This window comes from Butyrivibrio sp. INlla16, assembly GCF_900104155.1.
Lineage (GTDB): Bacteria > Bacillota > Clostridia > Lachnospirales > Lachnospiraceae > Butyrivibrio.
In genome coordinates this window covers 93,530-115,849 of the sequence record NZ_FMYB01000002.1, presented here as the reverse complement: position 1 = coordinate 115,849, position 22,320 = coordinate 93,530, and the positions used below count along the sequence as shown (strand labels likewise).

The 22,320-nt window shown below is 42.7% G+C and carries 16 protein-coding genes and 1 tRNA gene; 6 read left to right on the top strand and 11 right to left on the bottom strand.

Annotation, left to right across the window (positions count from 1 at the left end; all coding sequences use genetic code 11):
• Positions 1–490 precede the first annotated feature (490 nt).
• A tRNA-Leu gene (locus tag BLR42_RS01480) sits at positions 491–572 on the bottom strand.
• A gap of 48 nt (positions 573–620) precedes the next feature.
• On the bottom strand, positions 621–1,439 hold the full coding sequence (locus BLR42_RS01475) for a hypothetical protein (protein ID WP_091866032.1): 819 nt from the start codon (positions 1,437–1,439) through the stop codon (positions 621–623).
• Between the two features lie 196 nt (positions 1,440–1,635).
• Here BLR42_RS01475 and BLR42_RS01470 point away from each other — a divergent pair, with 196 nt between their 5' ends.
• Together BLR42_RS01470 and BLR42_RS01465 are read left to right on the top strand one after the other, a co-directional pair.
• Complete coding sequence (locus BLR42_RS01470) at positions 1,636–3,102, top strand: CAP domain-containing protein (RefSeq protein ID WP_170832593.1); 1,467 nt, start codon at positions 1,636–1,638, stop codon at positions 3,100–3,102.
• 526 nt (positions 3,103–3,628) lie between these two features.
• Positions 3,629–4,426, top strand: coding sequence for a hypothetical protein (locus BLR42_RS01465; RefSeq protein ID WP_091866028.1), 798 nt, complete (start codon positions 3,629–3,631; stop codon positions 4,424–4,426).
• Here BLR42_RS01465 and BLR42_RS01460 read toward each other — a convergent pair.
• The 5 genes from BLR42_RS01460 to BLR42_RS01440 all read right to left on the bottom strand — a co-directional run bounded on the left by BLR42_RS01460 (position 4,419) and on the right by BLR42_RS01440 (position 10,482).
• Positions 4,419–5,240, bottom strand: a complete 822-nt coding sequence (locus tag BLR42_RS01460; RefSeq protein WP_091866026.1) for a hypothetical protein — start codon at positions 5,238–5,240, stop codon at positions 4,419–4,421. The two genes, BLR42_RS01465 and BLR42_RS01460, sit on opposite strands and share 8 nt — an antisense overlap.
• Positions 5,241–5,326: 86 nt before the next feature.
• Positions 5,327–6,142 (bottom strand): response regulator, encoded by an 816-nt coding sequence (locus BLR42_RS01455; RefSeq protein WP_091866024.1) that lies wholly within the window; start codon positions 6,140–6,142, stop codon positions 5,327–5,329.
• The gene (locus BLR42_RS01450) at positions 6,139–7,416 is read right to left on the bottom strand and encodes a sensor histidine kinase (protein ID WP_091866021.1); all 1,278 of its coding nucleotides are present in this window, start codon (positions 7,414–7,416) and stop codon (positions 6,139–6,141) included. The genes BLR42_RS01455 and BLR42_RS01450 overlap by 4 nt, the downstream gene beginning before the upstream one ends.
• 777 nt (positions 7,417–8,193) lie before the next feature.
• Positions 8,194–10,242, bottom strand: coding sequence for a M56 family metallopeptidase (locus BLR42_RS01445; protein WP_091866019.1), 2,049 nt, complete (start codon positions 10,240–10,242; stop codon positions 8,194–8,196).
• A 57-nt stretch (positions 10,243–10,299) separates the two neighbouring features.
• Positions 10,300–10,482, bottom strand: coding sequence for a hypothetical protein (locus BLR42_RS01440; protein WP_330387239.1), 183 nt, complete (start codon positions 10,480–10,482; stop codon positions 10,300–10,302).
• 197 nt (positions 10,483–10,679) lie between these two features.
• Here BLR42_RS01440 and BLR42_RS22290 point away from each other — a divergent pair, with 197 nt between their 5' ends.
• Positions 10,680–11,327 carry an APC family permease gene (locus BLR42_RS22290; protein WP_170832592.1) on the top strand — a complete coding sequence of 216 codons (648 nt, stop codon included), beginning with the start codon at positions 10,680–10,682 and terminating at the stop codon, positions 11,325–11,327.
• Positions 11,327–12,964 (top strand): APC family permease, encoded by a 1,638-nt coding sequence (locus BLR42_RS01435; protein ID WP_207648502.1) that lies wholly within the window; start codon positions 11,327–11,329, stop codon positions 12,962–12,964. Before BLR42_RS22290 ends, BLR42_RS01435 begins: the two co-directional genes overlap by 1 nt.
• 339 nt (positions 12,965–13,303) lie before the next feature.
• Here the strand turns inward: BLR42_RS01435 and BLR42_RS01430 are convergent, their stop codons facing one another.
• Entirely contained in the window at positions 13,304–16,189 is a 2,886-nt protein-coding gene (locus tag BLR42_RS01430; RefSeq protein WP_091866013.1) for a response regulator, read from the bottom strand.
• A gap of 221 nt (positions 16,190–16,410) precedes the next feature.
• Between BLR42_RS01430 and BLR42_RS01425 the strand changes: the two genes are divergently transcribed.
• On the top strand, positions 16,411–16,638 hold the full coding sequence (locus BLR42_RS01425) for a hypothetical protein (RefSeq protein ID WP_022762411.1): 228 nt from the start codon (positions 16,411–16,413) through the stop codon (positions 16,636–16,638).
• A gap of 16 nt (positions 16,639–16,654) precedes the next feature.
• Here the strand turns inward: BLR42_RS01425 and BLR42_RS01420 are convergent, their stop codons facing one another.
• A complete protein-coding gene (locus tag BLR42_RS01420; protein WP_091866010.1) occupies positions 16,655–17,521 on the bottom strand; it encodes a TraX family protein in 867 nt (288 codons plus the stop codon).
• Positions 17,522–17,733: 212 nt separating this feature from the next.
• Here BLR42_RS01420 and BLR42_RS01415 point away from each other — a divergent pair, with 212 nt between their 5' ends.
• Positions 17,734–19,290, top strand: a complete 1,557-nt coding sequence (locus tag BLR42_RS01415; RefSeq protein WP_091866008.1) for an alpha-amylase family glycosyl hydrolase — start codon at positions 17,734–17,736, stop codon at positions 19,288–19,290.
• Positions 19,291–20,334: 1,044 nt separating this feature from the next.
• Here the strand turns inward: BLR42_RS01415 and BLR42_RS01405 are convergent.
• Both BLR42_RS01405 and preA read right to left on the bottom strand, forming a co-directional pair.
• On the bottom strand, positions 20,335–20,628 hold the full coding sequence (locus tag BLR42_RS01405; protein WP_091866004.1) for an STAS domain-containing protein: 294 nt from the start codon (positions 20,626–20,628) through the stop codon (positions 20,335–20,337).
• Positions 20,629–20,779: 151 nt separating this feature from the next.
• Entirely contained in the window at positions 20,780–22,279 is a 1,500-nt protein-coding gene (gene preA, locus BLR42_RS01400) for an NAD-dependent dihydropyrimidine dehydrogenase subunit PreA (protein ID WP_091866002.1), read from the bottom strand.
• Between the last annotated feature and the right edge of the window lie 41 nt (positions 22,280–22,320).

Genomic DNA, 22,320 nt, shown 5'->3' with positions numbered 1-22,320 from the left:
ATAAAAATTTTTGATATATCGAATTATCAACTCTATAGCCATTTCTTTTTACCTTTTTAGTATAGGGTATAGAGAAAAACAGAGTGATAAAGAATTGATTTGCTATAAATATTTCTACGACCATTCCTAATATGAATAATCCTGACAGAACAAAAAATCCGACAATATAATATACTTGGTAGATAATCCTGCTTCCGGCATAACAATCCCTCCACTAAGAAATCCAATATCATATCCTTAAACAATTGTATCATTCAATGATTAAGAGATTTTTAAATAAAAATAAAACAATTCATAATAACCATACTGGAAGAACGCAGCAGAAGATGGGGTGAGGCGGAGACAGAAAACTGTCCGGGGGACAGTTTTCCCGCCGAACCGACCGACGAGGTGCTCTGCACCGAGGAGACCTTGAACCCTGGGTTCAAGGGACTCCTCGGTGTGAATAAAAAAGAACCGGCTCAAAATTGAGTCGGTTCTTTTTTATTCCTGCAGAAGATGGGACTTGAACCCACACGCCTTGCGGCACAGGAACCTAAATCCTGCATGTCTGCCAATTCCATCACTTCTGCCAACTGTTTTAATATACAGTTTTTTATACCACACGTCAATGACGTGATTTATTTTATGCCGAGTGCATCTGCCGCGAACTCAGCCTCTTTCTGTGTGTATCTCTGAGAACCTGTAGTCAGCAAATATACAATCTGCTTCTTAGTGTAATCAGGATAGATCTCCAGGAGTTCCTCTGCTGCCAGCATAGCCTGTGTATACCAGTCCACGAAATCATTTTCTTCCATATAGTCAAGAGCGTGACTGACCTCAGCTTCTGTATACTTCGCATCCTCTCCTTCTGATAAAAGCTCCATCAGAGTGCTTCTGGAAAAGCTGTATAAATTCAGATAAAATCTTGCATCCTCCACTGCCCTGCACTCATTTACCGTGAGGTCACCATACTGCGGAACGGATCCGTCCGAAGCCTCAGAAGGTGCAGCTGCCGTAGGTGCTTCCTCCTCTATAATGGTCTCAATGTCCTGATTGGTAGCAACATCAGGAAGCTCTACCGGTTCATCATAATCCAAGTCAGAATCATCCGTTTTATCATAAAAATTACTGATAGTTGCAGGCTCCTGTTTCTTATTGGAAGCAACAAGGCGTTCCTTTGCGTAGCTGATGCCTAGAACGCTAAGCATAACGCCGAGTCCCACAAACAAAATCCCGAGCATTATTACAAGTCCAAGCGCAATCTTACTGTTAGTCTCTGCCGACTTTCTTCGCTTTGTTACCTCCGCTTCAATGGTAACGCATTTTAATGGTGTATCGGCCTTAGGGAGCGCGCTGACAATTGATCCGCAATAATAACACTTTGCTATTTTCTCTCCCTCCTCCTGATATACATTCGCATCACACTGAGGACATTTCCCAACAAAAATCTTTGACATAACATTCCCTCCGTAAAACATACATAAAACAATAGATATCCCCATATATCTGCTATGGTTATGATACATTTTCACAGGCAAAAATACAATTATTTCTCTTATACTATCTATACAGATTAGTCATGAAAAAAGTTGCAATTCTGATATTGTTATATGCTATACTCTGAAAGACTGATAAATGCTTATTGGAGGCTACATGAGCAACAAATTTGTTTTTACAATTAAATCACTATCTGCCCGGATAATCTCGGCAGCAATAATTACGGTGGTAGCAGTTTCATCAGCACTGACCTCTCCTATGCCCGTACACGCTGAATCCATCGTAACCTATCAGGTTACAGGAACCTACGAGCAGACAAGTGCGCGTAATATGCTGAAGGCAATCAATGATTTCAGGACCGGTTCCGAGGCATGGGCATGGAATGAAAGCAACACTCAGAAAGTTTGGTACACCGGTCTTTCTAACCTAGTGTATGATTATGATCTTGAGAAAACTGCTATGCAAAGAGCCATGGAGATATCCGTTTTATTTGAGCACACAAGGCCAAATGGTAGTCAATGCTTTTCTGCATACAGCCAATATATGTCTGCGGGCGAGAACATAGCCTACGGCTATAGTACGGCTGATGCAGTATTCCGAGCATGGCAGGAGACAGATGATCCTTACGAAGGACAGGGACACCGCCGAAATATGTTGGGACAAGGATTTACCTGCGTAGCTGTCGGTCATGTCATCCGAAACGGCACCCATTACTGGGTTCAGGAGTTCAGAAGTCCCACAGTATCCACAGCTGCTACCCCCGCTACCAACAGTACACAGGCCGTAAATGTGGATTGCCTTTCATCAAAAATAAAAAGCGGAACTTCCGTCTCACGTATAAGTCTGGACTATGGCGAAACTTACGATCTGTCCAAGGTTCAGGAGGCTGTTTTCTATGAATCGGTATATCGTCCCATTCAGACTAAGCCCATCAGCAGCTTTTCCGTTTCAGACAGCTCCCTTATTGAAATTGACAAGTCGACTCTTAAAGGAAAAAAAGCAGGCTCAGCAACCATAGATGGTTTCCTTTCTAACGGAAGCCGTTTTTCAATACCTGTTACAGTTAATCCCGTGAATATGTACTTTGTCGATAGTGAATCAATTCCTGCGCAAACTGCCACCGGAAGCGCTGTGACACCCGATGTGTCTCTGACCTATAATGGAACACCTTTAGTAAACGGCGTTGACTACACTGTTTCCTACTCGAACAATGTTAAGCCCGGCTATGCCTATGCAATAGTAACCGGAAAGGGCAATTTCACCGGTACCAAACAGTTTATGTTTTATATAATGAAAAGTTCGAAGAATGAAAACTCTGGGAAAGAAAGCTCCGAAAAGGCTCCGAGAAAAATAAAGACCTTTTCTCTTTCCAAAGGAAAACGCAGCATCTCCGTAAGCTGGGACAAGGTATCCGGCGCCAGCAAATATGAAATTCAGTATGCTACAAACAAGAAGTTTTCAGATGCAAAAACGAAAACCTTTGCAGGAAGCAAAAGCTCTGCAAAGATCAAAAAGCTTAAGTCCGGAAAAAAATACTTCGTCCGCATCCGATGCTATAAAAATGTCGGCAGCGAAAGAATCTACTCCGGATGGAGTAAAACAAAGAAGATCAAAGTGAAATAATAGATTTGAACAACCCTTGGCGCTATGTGTGTTTCGCATAGCGCTCTTATTTACTTTAATTTCGCTTTCCTCTATAATATTCCCTCAGGGGGAATTTTATTAAGGGGAATTAATGGTATGAAAAAAATGTCACAACGTCACTTGGGCCTGATACTCATCATGGCCTTCTTTAGCTTGTCTGCTATGTTTTTTTCCAAACAAAGCAAAAGCTGCAAATGATGGTAGAAACATCTACTGGATCGATGCCACAGAAAACAGCATCACAGTAGACTGGACCGAAGCTGCCGATTACGAATACAAGAGGAAAAGAGCTGAACACCCAAGCGGTTATTTCGATTATTTTGATGTAGTCATTTATGATCCGGATGACGGAAAATCGCACGCTTTTAATGGTCCCGGAAGTGGTGCTGTAAGAGTTGGTGGTTCTACAAGACAGTACACATTTACAGGTCTACAGTCTGATAAAAACTACTATGTAAATGTCGAATACTACTTTAGATACGCACCCGGCAGTCCGTCATATTCTATGAGCAATATTACTCTCGGAAGAGTTTGCACTTCCACAAAGCCGAAGGAACTTCCTGTTCTCGGCGCTACGGGAACAACCGCTACGGTGGATTACCGAAGTCTTATAAAGGAACTGAAGAATGAACTTCAGGACAAGACAAGACCCAGCATCACCTATTATCTGGGCTACGGCGACCAGGCAAACGGAAAAGATAATGCCTTAAAAGCCGCAAAGGCAATGATTGGAAAAAAGACGCATCGTCTGAACGATTCCCAGGGTAACTACATGCTGAGAGGTCTTACTCCGGACCATACTTATACCGTTGTAATCGGAGCAAAGATTAGTTATACCGACGGAAAAACAGGTAAAATAATGCTTCGCTATTTTCAGAGCGATGCTGTAACCACCACCGGGGAGGATGATAGCACAAAATATCAGAAAGCAGAGTATGTCCCGCTCGATACATCAACCTATGATTCTGCCGGATATAATAAGTATTTGATAAGCTCATCCTATAGTGGCGCAACTATATGGATGAATCCTACCGTAACGGAAAACTCTATTACCGTAGACTGGTCATCAAATAGTGATGAAAGCACTGTAATAAGTCCCGCAAAGGGTCAGAGCAATATACAGCTAATGTGCGTTGAATGCGAAAATTATGATCCCGTCGCTGACAGACGTCAGTATGGTTACCAGTCTAATTACGGACCAAATTTCAGAGAGGCCATGAAAAAAATCGAATCCTCTCCGATAAAAGTCAAAAACGGAGACACAAGTTATACCTTTACAGATTTGAAAAACAACACTACATAGTTCCGGGGAAAGTGCTCTCGGTAAATACAGCCTTGTCTCCGTAAGCTTCTCCGAGTTCCTTTATAGCATCTTCAGCATTGTTGTCCACTGTATAGGTCACTGAAACCATATTTGTTCCGGCACACTCTCCGGTATAAACAAATGTTGTAACAGGGCCACCACCGTTTACTTCGAACTTATCGCGATTGTATCTTACTCTCCAGCCGTATCCGCTTGTATAAACGAAATCCTCACCTCTTGCTGCCCTTACATAATTGGCTGCATCAAAGGTGTACGGATCCTCACCCTGCAAAGGCTCAAATACAAGCTCAAGTCCATCCTCAAAAGAGCCTTTTACCATACCGTTTTCACTGGAATCAACCTTAAATTCATCTGTTATGGTATCATTGCTTCCGATATGGAATGTAACAACTCCGTCGCCCTGCTCATATTCCATGTAGTTGCTTGTCATAACCTCGCCATCCTCGATGGAACCTGTGCCATCACCGCGAAATACATAGAAATATGTCTTATCCGGATTCTCTGCCTCTGCAGCGTAATTAACATATACGCCCTCGGTAAAGTATCCGTCTGCCTGTGCGTCGCTTACTGCATTTGCACTCTCATCAGCAGCGTCGTTTTTTGCAAGATCAGTCTCTTCTGCATCTTCCAGTGTTTTAACATAGCCGGCATTTCCTGAAGCAGCCTTCGGAGCCTCATCCTCTGCAATCTCAGTCACGTCTGCCTGCGAATTTCCGCAGCCAACCATAACTCCTGCCATCATCAATGTGATAGCTGCAACACCAATTACCTTTGAAACCTTATTTGTTTTCATAAAAATTCTCCCCCTCAAGATGAATTTTTTTTATTTACAGTTGTGATTTTATCAACTGCACTATCACAGTTTTATCACACACCGTCCTACAAAAGGTCGTCAAGATATCCTTCGGTTGCACTCGCCCAGGTATAGGAGTTCATATACTCCCCTCTGAAGCTGTCAATTGCTGCTTTGTCTTTATCCAGAAACCGGTACAGGTCGCAGTCGATTTTTTCAGGTACTATTCGCATAAGCCCGGGCTGCGTTTCAAAGATGTCCGATATATTGTACTCCTCTAAAGTATCCTTGAGGCTTCTTATAATCGTGTCAAAGTACTTCTGCTTAGCCCTGTCGTAGTCGTCATCCTCCCATAGGATGTAGAACAAATCCTTACGGGAGACGAATTGTCCGCGGCGATCTACGAGACATGCAAGGAGCTCTTTTGCCTTAGATCTCTTAAAAGCCACCGGTTTATCATCGACCAGAATATTAAAAAATCCGAAAGTCTCAACCTTGATTTTCGAAGGTTTACTCTCGCTGTCTTTGGCGGTCGCTACTGTCGCAGACGGTCCCAGCGCATACTCAATCTCGGAGAGAAGTCTGTCATATCCGATGGGCTTAAGAAGATACCCCGACGCATGCATGGCATACGCATCAACAGCATATTCGGAATATCCCGTCAGAAAAATAATTTTGATATTGGGGCATCTGTCCTTAATATTGGTTGCAAGCTCGAGTCCGCCCATTTCAGGCATATCTATGTCAAGAAGCGCCAGATCAGCATTGTCGGACTCAAGATATTTCAGTGCGTCCAGCGCATTGGAAAAGGCTTCCACATCATCGAATTTTTTTGTTTTTTTAACAAGTGACACCGTCCTTGAAAGGATCAGCTCCTCATCATCTACACATATTGCTTTCATAAATTTTCCTTTAAAGCCGGTATCTTTATAGTGACGGATGTTCCTTCGTCGATCACGCTGTCAATTACAAAGGTTCCTCCCGTCATGTCTATGATACGGTCGCGGACATTTTTTACTCCTATATGATCTCCGTTCATGCTATCTTCAATCATCTTGTCCACGTCAAATCCCTTGCCGTTATCGCGAATAGAGATGACATGGAAATCATCCTCACGATAGGTGCTGACGGAAACCCAACCATGTTTTTTTCCTCTTACTCCATGGCGGATGGCATTTTCCACCATCGGCTGAATCGTCAAGGGCGGAACCAGGAAGTCATCATCCTCTATCTCATAATCTATTCTGATTGAAGGGAAACGCACTTCCTCAATATCTGAATAAATCTTTGTGTGCTCTATCTCTTTTTTCACAGGAATGAGCGATTCCTGATTGAGAGAGTTGATGTTCTGCCTCAGGTACATCGCAAATTCCTCAATGACCTTCGAAGCTCTCTCCGGATCAATCTCCGTCAGTGCCTGTATGGTTGAGAGTGTGTTAAATAAAAAGTGCGGCTGTATCTGGGACATCATGATTTTGATTCTCTGCTCGGCTTTAAGAGAATTTTCATGCTCACGCACAAACTGGAGATGCAGCCAGATATAGAAAAATACGGTACTCTCAGTCATCGCCACCGTCAAAAAGGATATTTTGGGGCCAAAGCCCAGCGAAAGATCCATTGCAACGGCAATTGCAACATTTACGGAAATGATAATCGGTACGATACTCTCTCTGTGCCTGATTCCACGATATCTTATCAGGGTTCCTGCCACGAACCAAAGCACCATAAAGAAACTCACCACAAAAATAATGTAATTCAGCGGTCCTCTGTGCCAATGCCCTGCACTGTCATAGAAGAACACCCAGGGCACAAAAAGGCTGGATAAGCATAAAGCCGCATTTGCAACAATGAGAATCTTCAGCAGCTTTAATCCTTTTTCATTTCCTGTAAGTTTTATAAAGTGATACAGCACTATTGTGCGCATAATATAACCGGCCGCCGATATCAGTGTATTCCATAGTCCCGGCGCACTCCTATAAAGCACCTCTCCATAAGCCTCGCTGATTTGCGGTTCAATAAGCAAAAATGTCACAAGCCCTAAGATTGTATAAAGACTGATCCTATGCCCTCTTTTTATATATGGATCAGCCAGCACCGCCAAAAACACCCCGAGAAGTTGCAATATAAGTGTCATATTGAGTGCCACAAGAATCTGTATGTTGGAATCTGTAGTCAAATAGTTGTCCTTCCTAATGTATGTGTTTGAGTATCAGCATCAGTTCTGAGCTTTCATAGTTCTATTATTGATAAACCCTTGATATATCTGGAAACCTTCCAAACACCATTTTACAACACCATATACAGTATCACTAGCTGTCCTACAAAAGGTCGTCACATATTTTTTATGTTATTGTGATCATGCCATGATATTTGGATTTCCGACTTTTTCTGGGTATTCCCCATTGTTCTCTAAACCAAGATATCTCTATTTTTCACTTTTTCTTGGTATTCCCGAATCTTCCTCATGCCAAGATATTTCCATTTTTAATAATATCTTGGTAATGCCAACTATTTTCCATACCAAGATTTTTCAGTTCTTCAAGTTATCTTGGTAGTATTATAAAATTGCCGAGCCCAAATATGCTTGATTATATGAAAATCTTGGCATTCAGGCGTTCTCGATGTACCCATATTATCTTAGTTTTACAAATATCTTGGCATCCCAAACAAATCTCATAAATTTCAATAGGCTCACAACAAACACTGTGATTCTCTGCCGACTTATTGTTCAATTTTTCCTGCCTAACAATAAATCTATCGCTTGCCATAATACTTGTTGTAAACATTCCTTTCTGTTACAACAAATTCAGTCCTTGCCTTCATTATTGTTGTATGCACGCCTTTCAATAAAACTTTCAATAAAAAACAGGACGCAATATAGGAATATCAAGATTCCTACTTGCGTCCCGCCATGTCTTCACCATAGCTCTTATTCTAGTGAATCTGCCCCACATTACTCACCATCCAGTACGGATTTATTCTCATCTATATATTCAGCAGAATCCACGTCGCCTTCATAAGGCAGATTCACTGTCTCGGCATCGGTGTCCTTAGTATACGGAAGATTTGTCGCACCCTCACCGGTTGAATCGCTATCACCGGCTGAATCCCCATCCTCTTCAGTAATCTCATATCCGGTTTCATCATTATAATTCGGATAGCTAAGCTTGCCGTAATTGCTAATCGGAAGATCCATCCTGGGCACATATATGCCATCTTCGCCAAAGGGCTGTACCATCAGAATGTCCAGGAACTTATTTTCATTTAAAAACTTGACTGAAACAACTACTCCTTCTCCATTATCAGCACCTGTACCTACCGTAACAAGTGAATCATCATCCGAGAGATTCAGTAGATATCTCGCAGCTTCCGCCGGATCAAACAGCTTTGCGTAGAGCCCATCCTTGTCTTCCTTTGCATTTTGATTAAGATATTCTCCGAATCCGTTCTTCACATAATCGATGTACTCATTATCGACACTGTTCAAATAGTAAGCATTTTGGAAGTCCTTGAAGGATGAAATCTCATAGTAGATGTCCATATGCTCTTCGACTACTTTGTAGTCTCCGTTCTCATCTTCCGCAATCTTAATCTTTTCTATCCAGACATAAACATGGGGCTCGGAATCTGTCGCCAGATAGTGAAACTCCGCCTCGGTCTTGGAATCATCTGTGAAATAGCATGTGGAAAAAGCACTCTTACCAAGCGTGGAAACCAAAGGCCAGGGACTTGACCAGCCAAAGGTGGCACCATCATCTTCTTTAGAAAGCAGGCCTTCCCTTATTAGTTTTTGCTGAACAGATTCCGATGAAAAGCTGATGATCTTATCTGCATCTCTTGCAATAAAAGCGTCGGCCCAATTCTTGAGTAATCTGTCCTTCGCATCATTTATAGAATCAAAATCGGCTGTACTCCCTGTCACTGAATCAGCTTCATTTTCGGATTCGGAATTCTCACTTACATCGGCTCCGGCCATAGCGACATCGCTCTCAGCAGCACTTGTCAGAAAGCAAGTCGAAAGCGCTCCGCTAACTACAACCAGAAGAAGAATAAGCCAGAAGGTCGGCTTTTTATAATTGAATATCTGCTTAACTCTCGTGCCAACTCCAACCTCGCCGAAAGCAAGCGGATAAGCAAGCACCATCCTCTGATGCGTACTGCAAAGAAGAAGCGCATTCGCATAGGATTTCTTCTCATCGAGTGACATGCGGCTAATAACCTTCTCATCGCAGGCAAGCTCAATGTCCTTGCAGAACAGAATATAGGAAATCCACACCAGCGGATTGAACCAGTGAATCGCAAGAAGAAGGAATCCAAACTGCTTGCGGAGATGGTCTCCTCTTCTGATATGTGCTCTCTCATGTGCGATAACATTTCTTGTGGTCTCGCCGTCAAGCCCCGAAGGCAGATATATTGCGGGACGAACTATTCCCAATATAAACGGAGTATCGATTTCGTCGCAGATATATGCTCTGTCCACGCCCTCCATTTTTATAGATGCGCTCGTCTTCTTTTTTATAGAAACAAAACTGAACACCGCATAGCCAATAACAAGAAGCATTCCGATCAGCCAGATCATCTGAAGTCTTATGAAAAGCTCATTCCACAAAAGACTCCCCGAAGTGCCTGTGCTTCCTATACTTGTAGTTGTAATTTCCTCAGCCGGAAGATATTCTTTCACAGTTTCCTCAGCCGTGCCTGCAGCATCATCACTGCCAACATCTCCATCAGCCTGAAAAACATGGGTTGTAACTTCTGTCCTATAACTTGTACTCCTTCCGCCATCGGCATAGGACTCAATCACATTACCTATATCCGGCAAAAATCCGATCTTCGACTCAATCTGAAATGGTATAACAAGCCTCAGCGCAACTATCGCCCAAAGCACTCCCATAAACCATTTAGGCGCCTTCTTAAGCGGAATCCTTACAAGAATTACTGCCAGCATCAAAAAAACTGCAGCCGTGCTCATCCCTACTATCCTGATAAATATTGTCCCCATACACACTTCTCCTCTAGCCCAAGTTTAATGCCAATCGCAAACTTCTTTAAGTCACTATCAGCCCTTCGCATCGTCGATTATTTTCTTTATCTCATCAATCTCTTTTTTAGAAAGCTTCTGTCTCGATGTGAAAGCGGCCAGAAACGCAGGGAGCAATCCCCCAAAAGTCTCTTCCACAGGCTCCTTCTCCCAGATAAGCTCTGCAAACTGCATCTGAACTTCCCCTAATTCTACAGCCATGATTCCCTCCTTTATGTAAGTCTATTCTCAATCGACCTCACATTTATAGTCTATTCGCGGTAGACCGCGTTGTCAACCATTTTTCACAAAACTTTTTATCGATATTTAATGCTCAGTTTATCATAGGTTTATCAGCTTGGTGGATAATTATAATATGCAGATATTGTCGAATCTTTTAAGGGAAAATGGTGAGCGAAATGAAACCAACCAATACGAAAAAATCCGCATCCATGCTCCAGAAAAATCTGTCTCCGCTAAATGTGTGGGCCATCTCCTTTGGCTGCGCTGTCGGCTGGGGTGCCTTCATGATGCCGGGAACAACTTTCCTTCCCATAGCCGGACCTCTCGGTACGGTCATAAGCATGCTAATCAGCGCTGCAATTATGCTGATAATAGGCGTCAATTATCATTTCATGATAAACCACTCACCTGATGCAGGCGGAGCCTTTACCTATGTTCGAACGAATCTTAGTTATGATCACGGATTTCTCTGCTCATGGTTTCTTGCGATTGTTTATATTTCAATCGCATGGGCAAATGCCACGGCACTCCCGCTGATCTTCAGATATTTCATGGGAAAAAAGTTTCAGTTCGGCTTCCATTATCAGATTGCAGGATACGATGTATATTTCGGCGAAGCTCTCCTGTCCATCTTTGCAATACTTCTAATAGGCGGAATTTGCTATGCCGGAAACAGAATTCCCGGTATTGTACAGACTGTCTGCGCCTTGATAATGATCGCGGGAATCATCATTTTTTTCATAGCTGCAGTTATTCATCTTTCGAAAAACGGCTTCAATATAGTGCCTTATTATCCCCCGGCAAAATACCGCTCCTTGGGATGATGAATATTATTGCGCTATCTCCATCGGCTTTTGTTGGCTTTGAGTCCATCTCACACGCCTCGGAGGAGTTCAATTTTTCAACTAAAAAATCTCTTCCGATTATTATTGTTTCTGTGTTACTCAGTGCTTTTTGTTATATTGCCCTTGCACTCGTTGCCGCATCCGCACCCAAAAAGCCATATGGGGACTGGTTTTCATATATAAATAACCTTAGCAGATTCACCGGAGTCAATAGTATTCCTGTTTTTAATTCGGTAGAAACAATCCTTGGAAAAAGTGGTATCAGATTTCTCATTCTTACAATAGTAGGGGCATTGTTCACAGGAATCCTCGGCAACATGTTTGTACTCTCAAGGCTCATGATGTCCATGGACAGACAGAATATGCTTCCCTCCTGGTTCGGACATTCCGACAAAAAACACATTTCCAAGAATATTATTCCGTTTATCGTTCTTATTTCATTGCCTGTCCCATTCCTCGGAAGGAGTGTTATCGGCTGGATCGTGGATATAAGCTCAATAGGCGCCTCAATTGCGTATTTTTATATTTCACTGGTAGCTTTCAAAATATCAAAGGATGAGAAAAATTATATAGTTACAGCTACCGGCACAATCGGAATGCTTTGTTCCGTCTTTTTCTTTATGTACTTCATTATTCCCAGTTTTTCATCAGTATCAACTCTTTCCACGGAGTCCTACCTGATTCTTGTTATCTGGAGCGTCCTTGGTTTCATCTTTTTCCGCTACATCTGTCGAAAGGATGACGAGTGGCGATTCGGTAGTTCCACTGTTGTATGGATAATGTTTCTGTTTCTGATCTTCTTCACCACTTCGGTTTGGACAAGACAGATTACGGACACAGCCACAAATACTGTAGTGGAAAATCTCCAGGACTATCACAACCATGCTTTTGATCAAAACGGAATAAGTCAAACTCCGGAAGAAAAGGCACATCTTGATGCATTTCTTGATGAACAAATGACTATAATTAAAGTTTCACAGATGAAAGAAAGTACGATTGAAAATGATCTGATTATCATCACGCTTATCATCGTCTTCAGTTTATATGCCGGTTTAATCAACAGGCAGAAAAAGACGGCCGAGAACCTTGTAAAAACAAAGAACAAATTCCTGTCCCACATGTCACACGAAATTCGAACTCCCGTCAATTCCATCATGGGACTTGATGAGATGATTCTTCGCGAGACCTCTGATGACACTATTCGAAAGCAGGCTTCCGAAATACATGTTGCCGGCAATCTGGTAGTCTCTCTGGTCAATGATCTGCTTGATTTTTCTCTGATTGATTCGGGAAATCTGGAACTTGCAGAGACGGAATATGATTTTCCACAAATGGTCAACGAAACGATCAAATCCTCGAGACGTCTGGCTACAGCAAAGGGCCTGGCCTACGAGGTTCGGATAGATCAGGACATGCCGCGAAGGTTGTACGGTGATGTCGTCAGGCTACGCCAGATATATCAGAATCTTTTGTCAAATGCCGTAAAATATACCAATGAAGGAAAAATTGGTTTGCTTAGAGCCACTTACGTTCTTAAGACTTTTTGCTTCTATATTCACTCGCTTGAATTTTCTAATGCTCACGCAGATTTCTTCTATTGTGCATGCTCGATATAATCGCTTTTTCAAAGCTCGTTATCTCGCATGCACTTAAAATCTGCTATGTGAGCATAAGAAAATTCAAAGCTCAGAATAAATTGCAAAAGAGTCTTAAGAACGTTAGTGGCTTTCGCAAACAGTTTTGAGTTTTGTCCCACGCATGAATTAAAGAAAACAAAGAGCCTGATGAATGTTCTGAGCCAATTGACGGTGAAAATGAGCATATGGTCTCGGCCCGGAGCCATCGGGCTGCATGGGGGCCAAGGCCATTGGAGGCGGAGCATGCCATGAAATATAAAATCCCGCCAGCGCTGATGAGAACGGCTGAGCGGGATTCTTATTTACTGTGTGAAGTTTTTAATTGTGCGGGTGATCCGTGATGAGGCTTTCGAGGGTTTCGAATATTATGTCGGGTTCAACGGGTTTACTAAGGTGGGCGTTGAGGCCTGCCTGGAGGCTTCGCTGCACGTCCTCGTCAAAGGCGTTGGCGGTCAGGGCGATGATCGGGATCTTCTTGGCATCGTCCCTGTCAAGAGCTCTTATCGCAGCCGCTGCGGTGAGTCCGTCCATCTCGGGCATTCTCATGTCCATCAAAATTGCGTCATAGTACCACTCGGGGTGGGATTCAAAGAACTCGACCGCAATTTTCCCGTTCTCGGCATAGTCGACTTCAATCTTCCTCATGTCAAGAACCTTCATCATAATCCTGGCATTAACCATTATATCCTCGGCCAGAAGAACCCGTCGTCCCTCAAGCTTAACCTTGTCTATGCGGGCTGAGTTTTCCATATTCTTCTTGACCAGTGCTTCCTTGAACTGATCAAGAAGAAAGACTGAATTAAGCGGTTTTGAGATAAAGCTGTCAACGCCTGATTCCAATGCCTCATGAAGTACATCATCCCACTGGAAGGAGGTCAGGATGATTATCGCAGAATCATCACCGATTATCTCCCTTATCTTCTTTGTGGTCTCAATACCGTCCATCTGAGGCATCTTCCAGTCCATAAGAATAAGATTGTACAGTTCTCTCCTTGCATGGCGAAGCCTTACCATCTCCAAAGCTTCCTCACCTGAGTGTGCAATCTCCGAGGCTATTCCTACCTTCTCAAGCTCAAGCTTTGCATGTTCGCATGCAAAATCGTCATCATCAACAACAAGTACAACCATCTCATGCGGATTTATCTCATCTCCATCCTCAGCTGTGTCCACTCTGTCGGAGTCCATCAGAGTAACAGAGACAACAAACGTTGTACCTTCTCCCTTTTTGCTTGTGACCTCAATTTTACCGTTCATCATCTCGACGATATTCTTGGTTATTGCCATACCAAGGCCGGTACTGCCGTACTTGTTGGTACTGGAAGCATCTTCCTGTGCAAAGGGTTCAAAAATCTTCGGAATAAATTCCTCATCCATTCCGATTCCAGTATCCTTCATGGTGAAGGTCAGGGTTGATTTCCCGTCAAACCTTGCCGTTCGCTCGGTTACAAGACTCACCGTACCGTCCTTTGGTGTAAACTTAACCGCGTTGCCAAGGATATTTATGATGACCTGCTTCAGCTTCATGTCATCGCCGATATAGTATTTATCAACATCTCCGACTATCTTGCTCTCAAACCTAAGTCCCTTGTCGTTGCACTGACTTCCGATAATCGTATTGATCTGCTCCAATAATTTAATGAATGAAAATTCCTCATTTTTCATCGTCATACGTCCCGACTCGATCCTGGACATATCAAGAATGTCATTTATTATCTTAAGCAGATGATTCGCGGAGCTTTCAATCTGCTCAAGGTAATCCTTGGTTTTTTCAGAGATATCGGGGTCGCTCAGGGCAATCCTGTCGAGCCCTATGATGGCATTCATGGGCGTTCTGATCTCATGACTCATATTTGACAGGAAAACAGTTTTCGCTTTACTTGCTTCCTCAGCAACCTGTAGCGCATCACTAAGAGCCTGGCTCTGATCGAGGGATCTTCTCATCTCCATATCAACGTCGGTAAATCCCACTCCAATAGAATGAACGATGTGATCGTCCCTGTCTTCAGCCCTTCGAACACCTGCTATTCTAAGCATCTCGTAGGACTCAACTCCGTTTCTGGAAACCAGATATCTGAAAGCTATTATCGGTTCGCTTTCAAGATTTTTCCTAATAACCTCAGGTGATATAAATTCAAGGAATCCGGGCCTGTAGCTCTCAGCAACATAATCATTCGCATACTTTGTAAAGGTCTCGCTGAAAATAAAGTGCTCTCCTTCACCAAGGCCATTTTTTATATTTGAATGCTCTCTGAAGCAGACGCCTTCATCCTTGTCCAGATTTACATAATAGACACTTCTGTAATCCGCAGCCAGAGCCGTGATCATGCTGTTTGCACGTCTCTGTGCATGATCCATATATTCACTTATATGACCGCGAACCTCGTGGATTTTTTCACTGATTTCCTTGATATCATCGATGGCATCGGTGCTTGCTTTTTTCTTTTCAGGTTCTATCACTACAGGCTCCGAAACTGTCTTATCCGTTTGAGTCTGAAGCTCACGAGTAATGTCATCAATATCGGAAGCAAGATCATTTATCTCAACGCTTAGCTCTCCAAAGCGCTTCCTTACTCTTCCCATGGCAAAGGCAACAAGCGCAATACCGACAATCAATGATGAGACAATATTTATCATGGTGACCCTTGCATATTTTGCAAGCTCGTCATCATACCACTTTGCAGAAAAGTCCACAGCAACTATACAGGCAACTTTTCCCTCCGAATTAAATACCGGACTGTAAGCACTGTAAAAAGTGCCCCATTCATCGGTATATGGTTGTTCATCTACCATAGGGGTTCCAAGACTCGCCTCGTATAGGGCATCGGTGTATACAACCTCCGCTCCGAAAGGCGCAGGATCAAGAATTGTGGGATCTATTGAAAACGTGAATTTGCCGTTTCCATCGTCATTGATGCAATAGATATATTTGAGCTCGATGCTGTCTCTGAAGGCACTCAGCCTTTCCATCTGGCTGTTGTACTCAGGAGTTCCTGTATCCGCCGGACTAATCGATTCCATGATATCTCCGTCGAGCAGTGCCGCAGCACTGTTGGCGATGTCCAGCATTCTCTCATTCAGGATCGTCTTAATCGATTCCCGGGATTGCCTCATCATAACATAACCCATCAGAGCATCTCCAATGAGCAAAATAGCTACCACTATTATTATAAGTTGCATTGTGAGGGTAATCTTTTTTTGTTTCATCGACACTCCTCTGCCCGCATAGTTACGACATCATAGTTTTATGATAATTCGATTTTATGGTATCACAATAACAATGACAATTCTATTAACTAGGTATTAAAAATGGCTTAAAAAAGGGATTTATGGATTCTATTTGACTATGTTTTGGTGTTAAAATGAAATTGAGAAAATGTTTCTGATATTTATATTTTTTTGATAAAAATTTTTGAAGGAATTTGCCGATGATCCCAGTTCCGTTTATGGCTTCAATAGCCCTCATGTCCGTCATTTTTGACGCAATAATTGTTATAGCCGAGCTGCTCTTCTTTCTTGTGCTTGTCAGATTTTTATTCTTCAGCGGAGATTTCAGGCAGTTCAGTATCTTCGCCAAGATAATCGAAATCATCTTCGTTATCATGGTGCTTCTTATTCTTGTTGCCCTTTTCCTGACGATGGCAAGGTTTGAATAGGATTGGAAGTACATTCTCAAGGCATCAGTTTTCCCATATAGCATCTGGCAAGATATATCAGGCACAGATGAAGCGGATAGAATGCATAGAAAGCATACTTGAAGCGTCTTGTTATTGTGCCCGGACGGCCGCTGTATAGCATGATCAAAAGAAAAGCCGGAAGGCTCCACGCCTCTCCTCCCATATTCATGAAAAACAGATATCCTATGATACAGGATATTTTCCTGCTCCTTCTAAAGACATAGAAGATTCCGATGAGGCAAACTCCCCACCACCTGTAATCCGACTGAATTACCTGCGTCAGAATGCAGCCTGCTGCCAAAGGCGCCAGGTACAGAAGTACATGAAAAGGACTTGCCGCAGAAACTCCAAAGGGTGAAGTCGGATCTTCTTCAAAAATCATATCTTCCACGTATTTCATCATCCAAATCGATATCAGCCCAACAAACAGTGTAAAAAACACATTGCACTTGGTAAGAATTATCTCTCTGTTTGCGTTAAAAACCGCTACAAGATCAAGTGAAAAAACATCCTGTTTTATCTTCACTGCATAATCGAAAAACGGCTCAGAAATGATTCCGAATATAGCAAGATTACGCAGATATTTCGGCACACTCCTGGTGTGAGCAAGTCCCTGCGTGAGCATAAAACAATAGATGGGAAAAGCCTGCCTTCCCACATGTCTTATCCAGTAATATATCTCCGCATTATGATCAAAATCACCGCCAAAAGGGTAGAATCCACCCTTAATAAGATACAGTAAAATTCCGGCTCCAATGTGATCTATAAGCATTGTGATAACCGCTACAATTTTCAGAGTACTCGCATCAAACCTGGGAAGCGCTTCTGCAAGCTTCTCCAGTCTGTTATATAATTCATCCATTGATTATTATTTCCCCTGGGCAAAACCTTTATATCCATCTATTATATCAGAACTGCTGCCCTCCCTCAGAAATAATTCCACGTTTCCTCATTTGCATGTTGAAATCTACTTCACAGATATGTAATAATGTAAAAAGTTTAGGAAAACGTTTTTCTAAACATTTCTATTGTTTTTGGTGTTCGAAAAAAACTAACTAAACGAGGAGGGCTATCATGCCGGCATGGTTAAAAGACGCAGTATTTTATGAGATATATCCGCAATCCTTCAACGACACAAACGCTGACGGAATAGGCGATATTGAAGGAATTATTGAAAAACTTGATTATGTGAAAGGGCTTGGCTGTAACGCGATATGGCTTAATCCACTTTTCGATTCACCCTTCAAGGATGCGGGCTACGACGTGCGCGACTATAAGAAGGTCGCAGAGAGATATGGAACAAATGAGGACCTTGTCAGACTTTTTGATGAAGCTCATAAGAAGGGCATAAAGATTCTTCTTGATCTGGTTCCCGGACACACCTCCGAGGAGCACGAGTGGTTTAAGAAAAGCTGCGAGGCTGACAGAAACGAATATTCCGACAGGTACATCTGGACCGACGGAGCTTTTTGCGGAATCGCCGGTCACCCCTACATCGGCGGTGAGGCCGAGCGCGACGGCTGCTATATGCTTAACTTCTTCAAGTGTCAGCCTGCGCTCAACTACGGAGTGCTGAATATCACCGAAAAATGGCAGCTTCCCACAGATCATCCTTCCTGTATCGCAACACGAGAAGCCATCAAGGATGTAATGCGCTTCTGGCTGGATAAAGGCTGCGACGGTTTCCGCGTGGATATGGCTGACTCTCTTGTAAAAGAGGATGATGAAGTTAAAAGTGCGACCGGAGCTATCTGGACAAATATCAGAGCAATGCTGGATGCGGATTACCCTGAAGCAGCTCTTGTTTCCGAGTGGTGTAATCCCAAATGTGCCTTGAAATACGGTTTTCACGCAGATTTCTATCTTGATCATCACGGAAATGGCTACAATGTTCTCGTTCGTGACTGTGAGACAGAAGGCGGTGACCACAGCTACTTTAAGAAGGATGGCGGCGACGGACCGCAGCGATTCCTTGCGGACTACCTTCCCCGCTACGAGGGTTCCAAAGACTATGGCTACATAAGTTTTATCACCTGTAACCACGACACTCCCCGTGTCACCAAGGCACTGGATATTTCTGAAATAAAGCTTGCCTATGCATTTTTCTTCACAATGCCCGGCGTGCCTTTCCTATACTATGGTGATGAAATAGGTATGCGCTATCTAGCTGATGTTCGCACAAAGGAAGGCGGTTTTCACAGGACAGGCTCCCGCTCTCCCATGCAGTGGGATGCTTCCGCTAAAAACTTCGGCTTCTCAGAAGCTTCTTCCGAGAAGCTCTACATTCCACAGGATTCTTCTGCGGATGCACCTTCTCTTGCAGAAGCAGAAAGTGATCCCGACTCCATACTTCACACAGTAAGAAGTATCATCGCTCTTCGCCATGAATACGAGGACCTTCAGGCCGACGCACCTTTTGAAGTAGTCTATGCCAAAGAAGGCGAGCGGATTTTAGTTTATAAACGCGGAAATCTTCTTCTTGCAGTTAACCCTTCAGGTGAAGCTGTGAAGATTCCTGTTTCCGAGCTTGACTCTATTTCCTGCAGTAACCTCATCTACGGCATCGGTAAGGCCGATTTCTTAGAAGATGAGCTTGTTATTGGCGCCCAGAGCTTTGGCGTGTGGGAATAAGGTTATTGGGATAATTTTTCCAACCTGCTATTGACCTCTTTTTCAGAGTATATTCCTTAGCAGATGCACGTCAAGGCACGCAAGCTCTAAAGGCCTTGACATACATCTGCTAAGGAATAGATGTCACCTAAGAGGTCAATAGCATAGATTGCTGTCGCAATTGTCAAAAATGGCCATTATCTGTATAGGTTGCTTAAAGCCTATGCTTATTGGCAGTAATTCTTCAGATTATATTGGGTGAATATTATTTGCTGCCAGCATAATCCTTATTCATTATCCTAATACTATAAATCATCTTAATATCATTAATATATTTATGTTTTATCAAATATGATAAATCCATTTTACAGTTTTCCAAAAGTGGTTTTACTAATTATCAATATAATGAGCAAAATCAGGACCAATTCTGGGTATAATAGCACCACTGCACCTTATTACGTATATTCATGTGTGTTTATTTGTTCTTCAAACAAAAACCATAAATCCAAATTAGGAAAATAGATAAACAGATTTATCATAATCGAAATTTCGTCAAAAATATGAAGATTTGACTGAGATTTGGCCTGTAAATTTGGCTTATATATTCCCCCATATTTAATATGTAAATGAGAGAGCATTCCAGGCATTTTGGTATACCTTTTATGCACTTTTCTAGGGCTCTTCTGGATAACTTGTAAATGAGAGCATGTTTTTTTACATGTTGGTACCCATGATTTGAGAAAACAAGGATACCAACTCATTAAATATGCCTTCTCATTTACTTTTGGGTTTGAAAAACCGTTAAAATACGTCCAAAATGTATACCAAAACGCCAAAAAACATATTTTATTTTCTTCCGAGGTTACTTTCAAATTTTTCCTGATTTTTGACCATAGCGACAGCAATATCTGCCATTGACCTCTTGAGTGCCCAATATTCCTGAGAAGAGGTCATATTGCATTTTTGCAACACATGATACACAAAGAATTACTTCAGAACATAGTAAAAGGCTGTGTACCAAAAAAGTACAACAGCCTTCATAAATCAAATAATTATAGGATTCCCTTACTCTATTGTAAGAATATCAACAAATCCGGTTACCTCAAAGATCTCGCTGATCTCTTCACTAACATTCTTAATAACCATGCTGCCCTGCTTATTCATAACCTTCTGAGCTGACAGAAGAACTCTTAAACCAGCAGATGAAATATATTCAAGATCCTTGAAATCAAAAGTAAGTTTCTCGATGCCATCAAGATTCTTAACTTCATCATCAAGCTGCGGCGCAGTAGTGGTATCAAGTCTTCCTCCGAGTGCAATAACCAGATCGCTTCCGCTTGCTTCCTTATTTATTGTCATAGCAAAACTCTCCCTTCATAAAAGAAATTCTTGAATAAGTCATTATTCTATACTTCATTATTATACATCCATCATCGGTTTTTCAACACTAAAATTATTATAAAATGCTAATTATATCATTTTATTATTTGATAAGTTTTTTATTATAATCTTATGTCGCACGATTTATTCTCTTCTTCGAAGGAACAATTGCATTCTGCGGGCAAACAAGCAGGCAGAGATGGCATCCCACACACTTGCTTCCGTCAAGCTTGGGTTTTCTGTTCTCAAAAGAGATAGCCTGGTGACCACCGTCGTTGCAGGAAATCACGCATCTTCCACAGCCTATACACTTTTCGGACTCGAATCTAGGGAAAAGAACCGAATCCCTCTCAAGTACATCCGTGGTATCACTGACGCTGTCAAGGCCTGCACCGATTATATCCTTGACGGAATTTATGCCCATCTGGTTCAGATAATAATTGAGGCCATCCTTAAGCTCATCGATAATCCTATAGCCGTACTGCATAACCGCTGTGGTTATCTGTATTGAGCCTGCACCCATCAGGATGAATTCAAGAGCATCTCTCCAGGTCTCGATTCCTCCCATTCCGCTTATGTGAATGCCCTTAAGCATGGGATTCTGACCGATCTCTGATATGAATCTGAGCGCAATGGGCTTAACCGCATTGCCGCTGTACCCTCCAATCGCCGATTTTCCTTTGACTGCCGGGGCAGAAACAAAGGTATAAGGACTTACCCCGATTATACTCTTTATCGTATTTATGGCTGCTATGCCATCCGCTCCGCCGCGAAAAGCCGCTTCTGCTGCGGGGCTCATGGTTGCCACATTGGGAGTCAGCTTTGCAAGGACAGGAATATTGGCGCCTCTCTTTGCCGCAGCGGTGTATTTCTCAACCAGTTCCGGAATCTGCCCGATATCCGAACCAAGCCCGTCCTCCTGCATATTTGGACATGAAAAATTGAGCTCTATGGCATCCGCTCCGTTCTCCTCACAGAGCCTTGCCAGTGATTCCCACTCGTCCTCATCCTGTCCCATTATGGATGCCAGAATGAATTTCTTTGGATATCTCTCTTTCAGCCTTCTGAAAATCTCCATGTTCTCAGCAACACTGTGGTCCGATAACTGCTCAATATTCTTGAAGCCCACTATGCTTCCGTTATCCCCTGTAATCGCCGAGAATCTAGGTGAAGCCTCATGAATATCAAAAGAGCAGATAGTTTTAAAGCAGGCTCCTGCCCAACCGGCTTCGAAGGCTCTTGCACACATATCATAGGTCGATGCCACCACCGATGAAGACAATAGGAACGGATTCTCAATCGGGATTCCGCAGATGTCACACTGAAGACGTTTGTAATCCTCAGGCACATCAATCTCCGCCTCAGGTGCGACCACCTTATGTAAAGTCGACATAAGTCTCTGTATCGGAACCCTGCGGGAACTGATACAGGCATCTTCACAGTGTGCATCACACTTTGCACAAACATTATTCTCCGGAAGGTTTAGTGCTGCGATATCTGCATTGTCAAACCAAATATCAAAAAGCGCTTTCCCCGGATCCATCTTCTTACATGCCTTGGTGCACGGCGGATCTTTGCACAGCACACAGGCAAGCATGTCTTTTCGATTAATATAATTTTCCGGCAGCATAATTTTCCCCTCAATAACATTAATTCGTTATCTCAATTATA

Bases quoted from the DNA above. Each gene is read 5' to 3' on its own strand.
- BLR42_RS01475 (WP_091866032.1), bottom strand. From the start codon at position 1,439: ATGTCAAAGATTTTTGTTGGGAAATGTCCTCAGTGTGATGCGAATGTA.
- BLR42_RS01470 (WP_170832593.1), top strand. From the start codon at position 1,636: ATGAGCAACAAATTTGTTTTTACAATTAAATCACTATCTGCCCGGATA.
- BLR42_RS01465 (WP_091866028.1), top strand. From the start codon at position 3,629: ATGAGCAATATTACTCTCGGAAGAGTTTGCACTTCCACAAAGCCGAAG.
- BLR42_RS01460 (WP_091866026.1), bottom strand. From the start codon at position 5,240: ATGAAAACAAATAAGGTTTCAAAGGTAATTGGTGTTGCAGCTATCACA.
- BLR42_RS01455 (WP_091866024.1), bottom strand. From the start codon at position 6,142: ATGAAAGCAATATGTGTAGATGATGAGGAGCTGATCCTTTCAAGGACG.
- BLR42_RS01445 (WP_091866019.1), bottom strand. From the start codon at position 10,242: ATGGGGACAATATTTATCAGGATAGTAGGGATGAGCACGGCTGCAGTT.
- BLR42_RS01440 (WP_330387239.1), bottom strand. From the start codon at position 10,482: ATGGCTGTAGAATTAGGGGAAGTTCAGATGCAGTTTGCAGAGCTTATC.
- BLR42_RS22290 (WP_170832592.1), top strand. From the start codon at position 10,680: ATGAAACCAACCAATACGAAAAAATCCGCATCCATGCTCCAGAAAAAT.
- BLR42_RS01435 (WP_207648502.1), top strand. From the start codon at position 11,327: ATGAATATTATTGCGCTATCTCCATCGGCTTTTGTTGGCTTTGAGTCC.
- BLR42_RS01430 (WP_091866013.1), bottom strand. From the start codon at position 16,189: ATGAAACAAAAAAAGATTACCCTCACAATGCAACTTATAATAATAGTG.
- BLR42_RS01425 (WP_022762411.1), top strand. From the start codon at position 16,411: ATGATCCCAGTTCCGTTTATGGCTTCAATAGCCCTCATGTCCGTCATT.
- BLR42_RS01420 (WP_091866010.1), bottom strand. From the start codon at position 17,521: ATGGATGAATTATATAACAGACTGGAGAAGCTTGCAGAAGCGCTTCCC.
- BLR42_RS01415 (WP_091866008.1), top strand. From the start codon at position 17,734: ATGCCGGCATGGTTAAAAGACGCAGTATTTTATGAGATATATCCGCAA.
- BLR42_RS01405 (WP_091866004.1), bottom strand. From the start codon at position 20,628: ATGACAATAAATAAGGAAGCAAGCGGAAGCGATCTGGTTATTGCACTC.
- preA (WP_091866002.1), bottom strand. From the start codon at position 22,279: ATGCTGCCGGAAAATTATATTAATCGAAAAGACATGCTTGCCTGTGTG.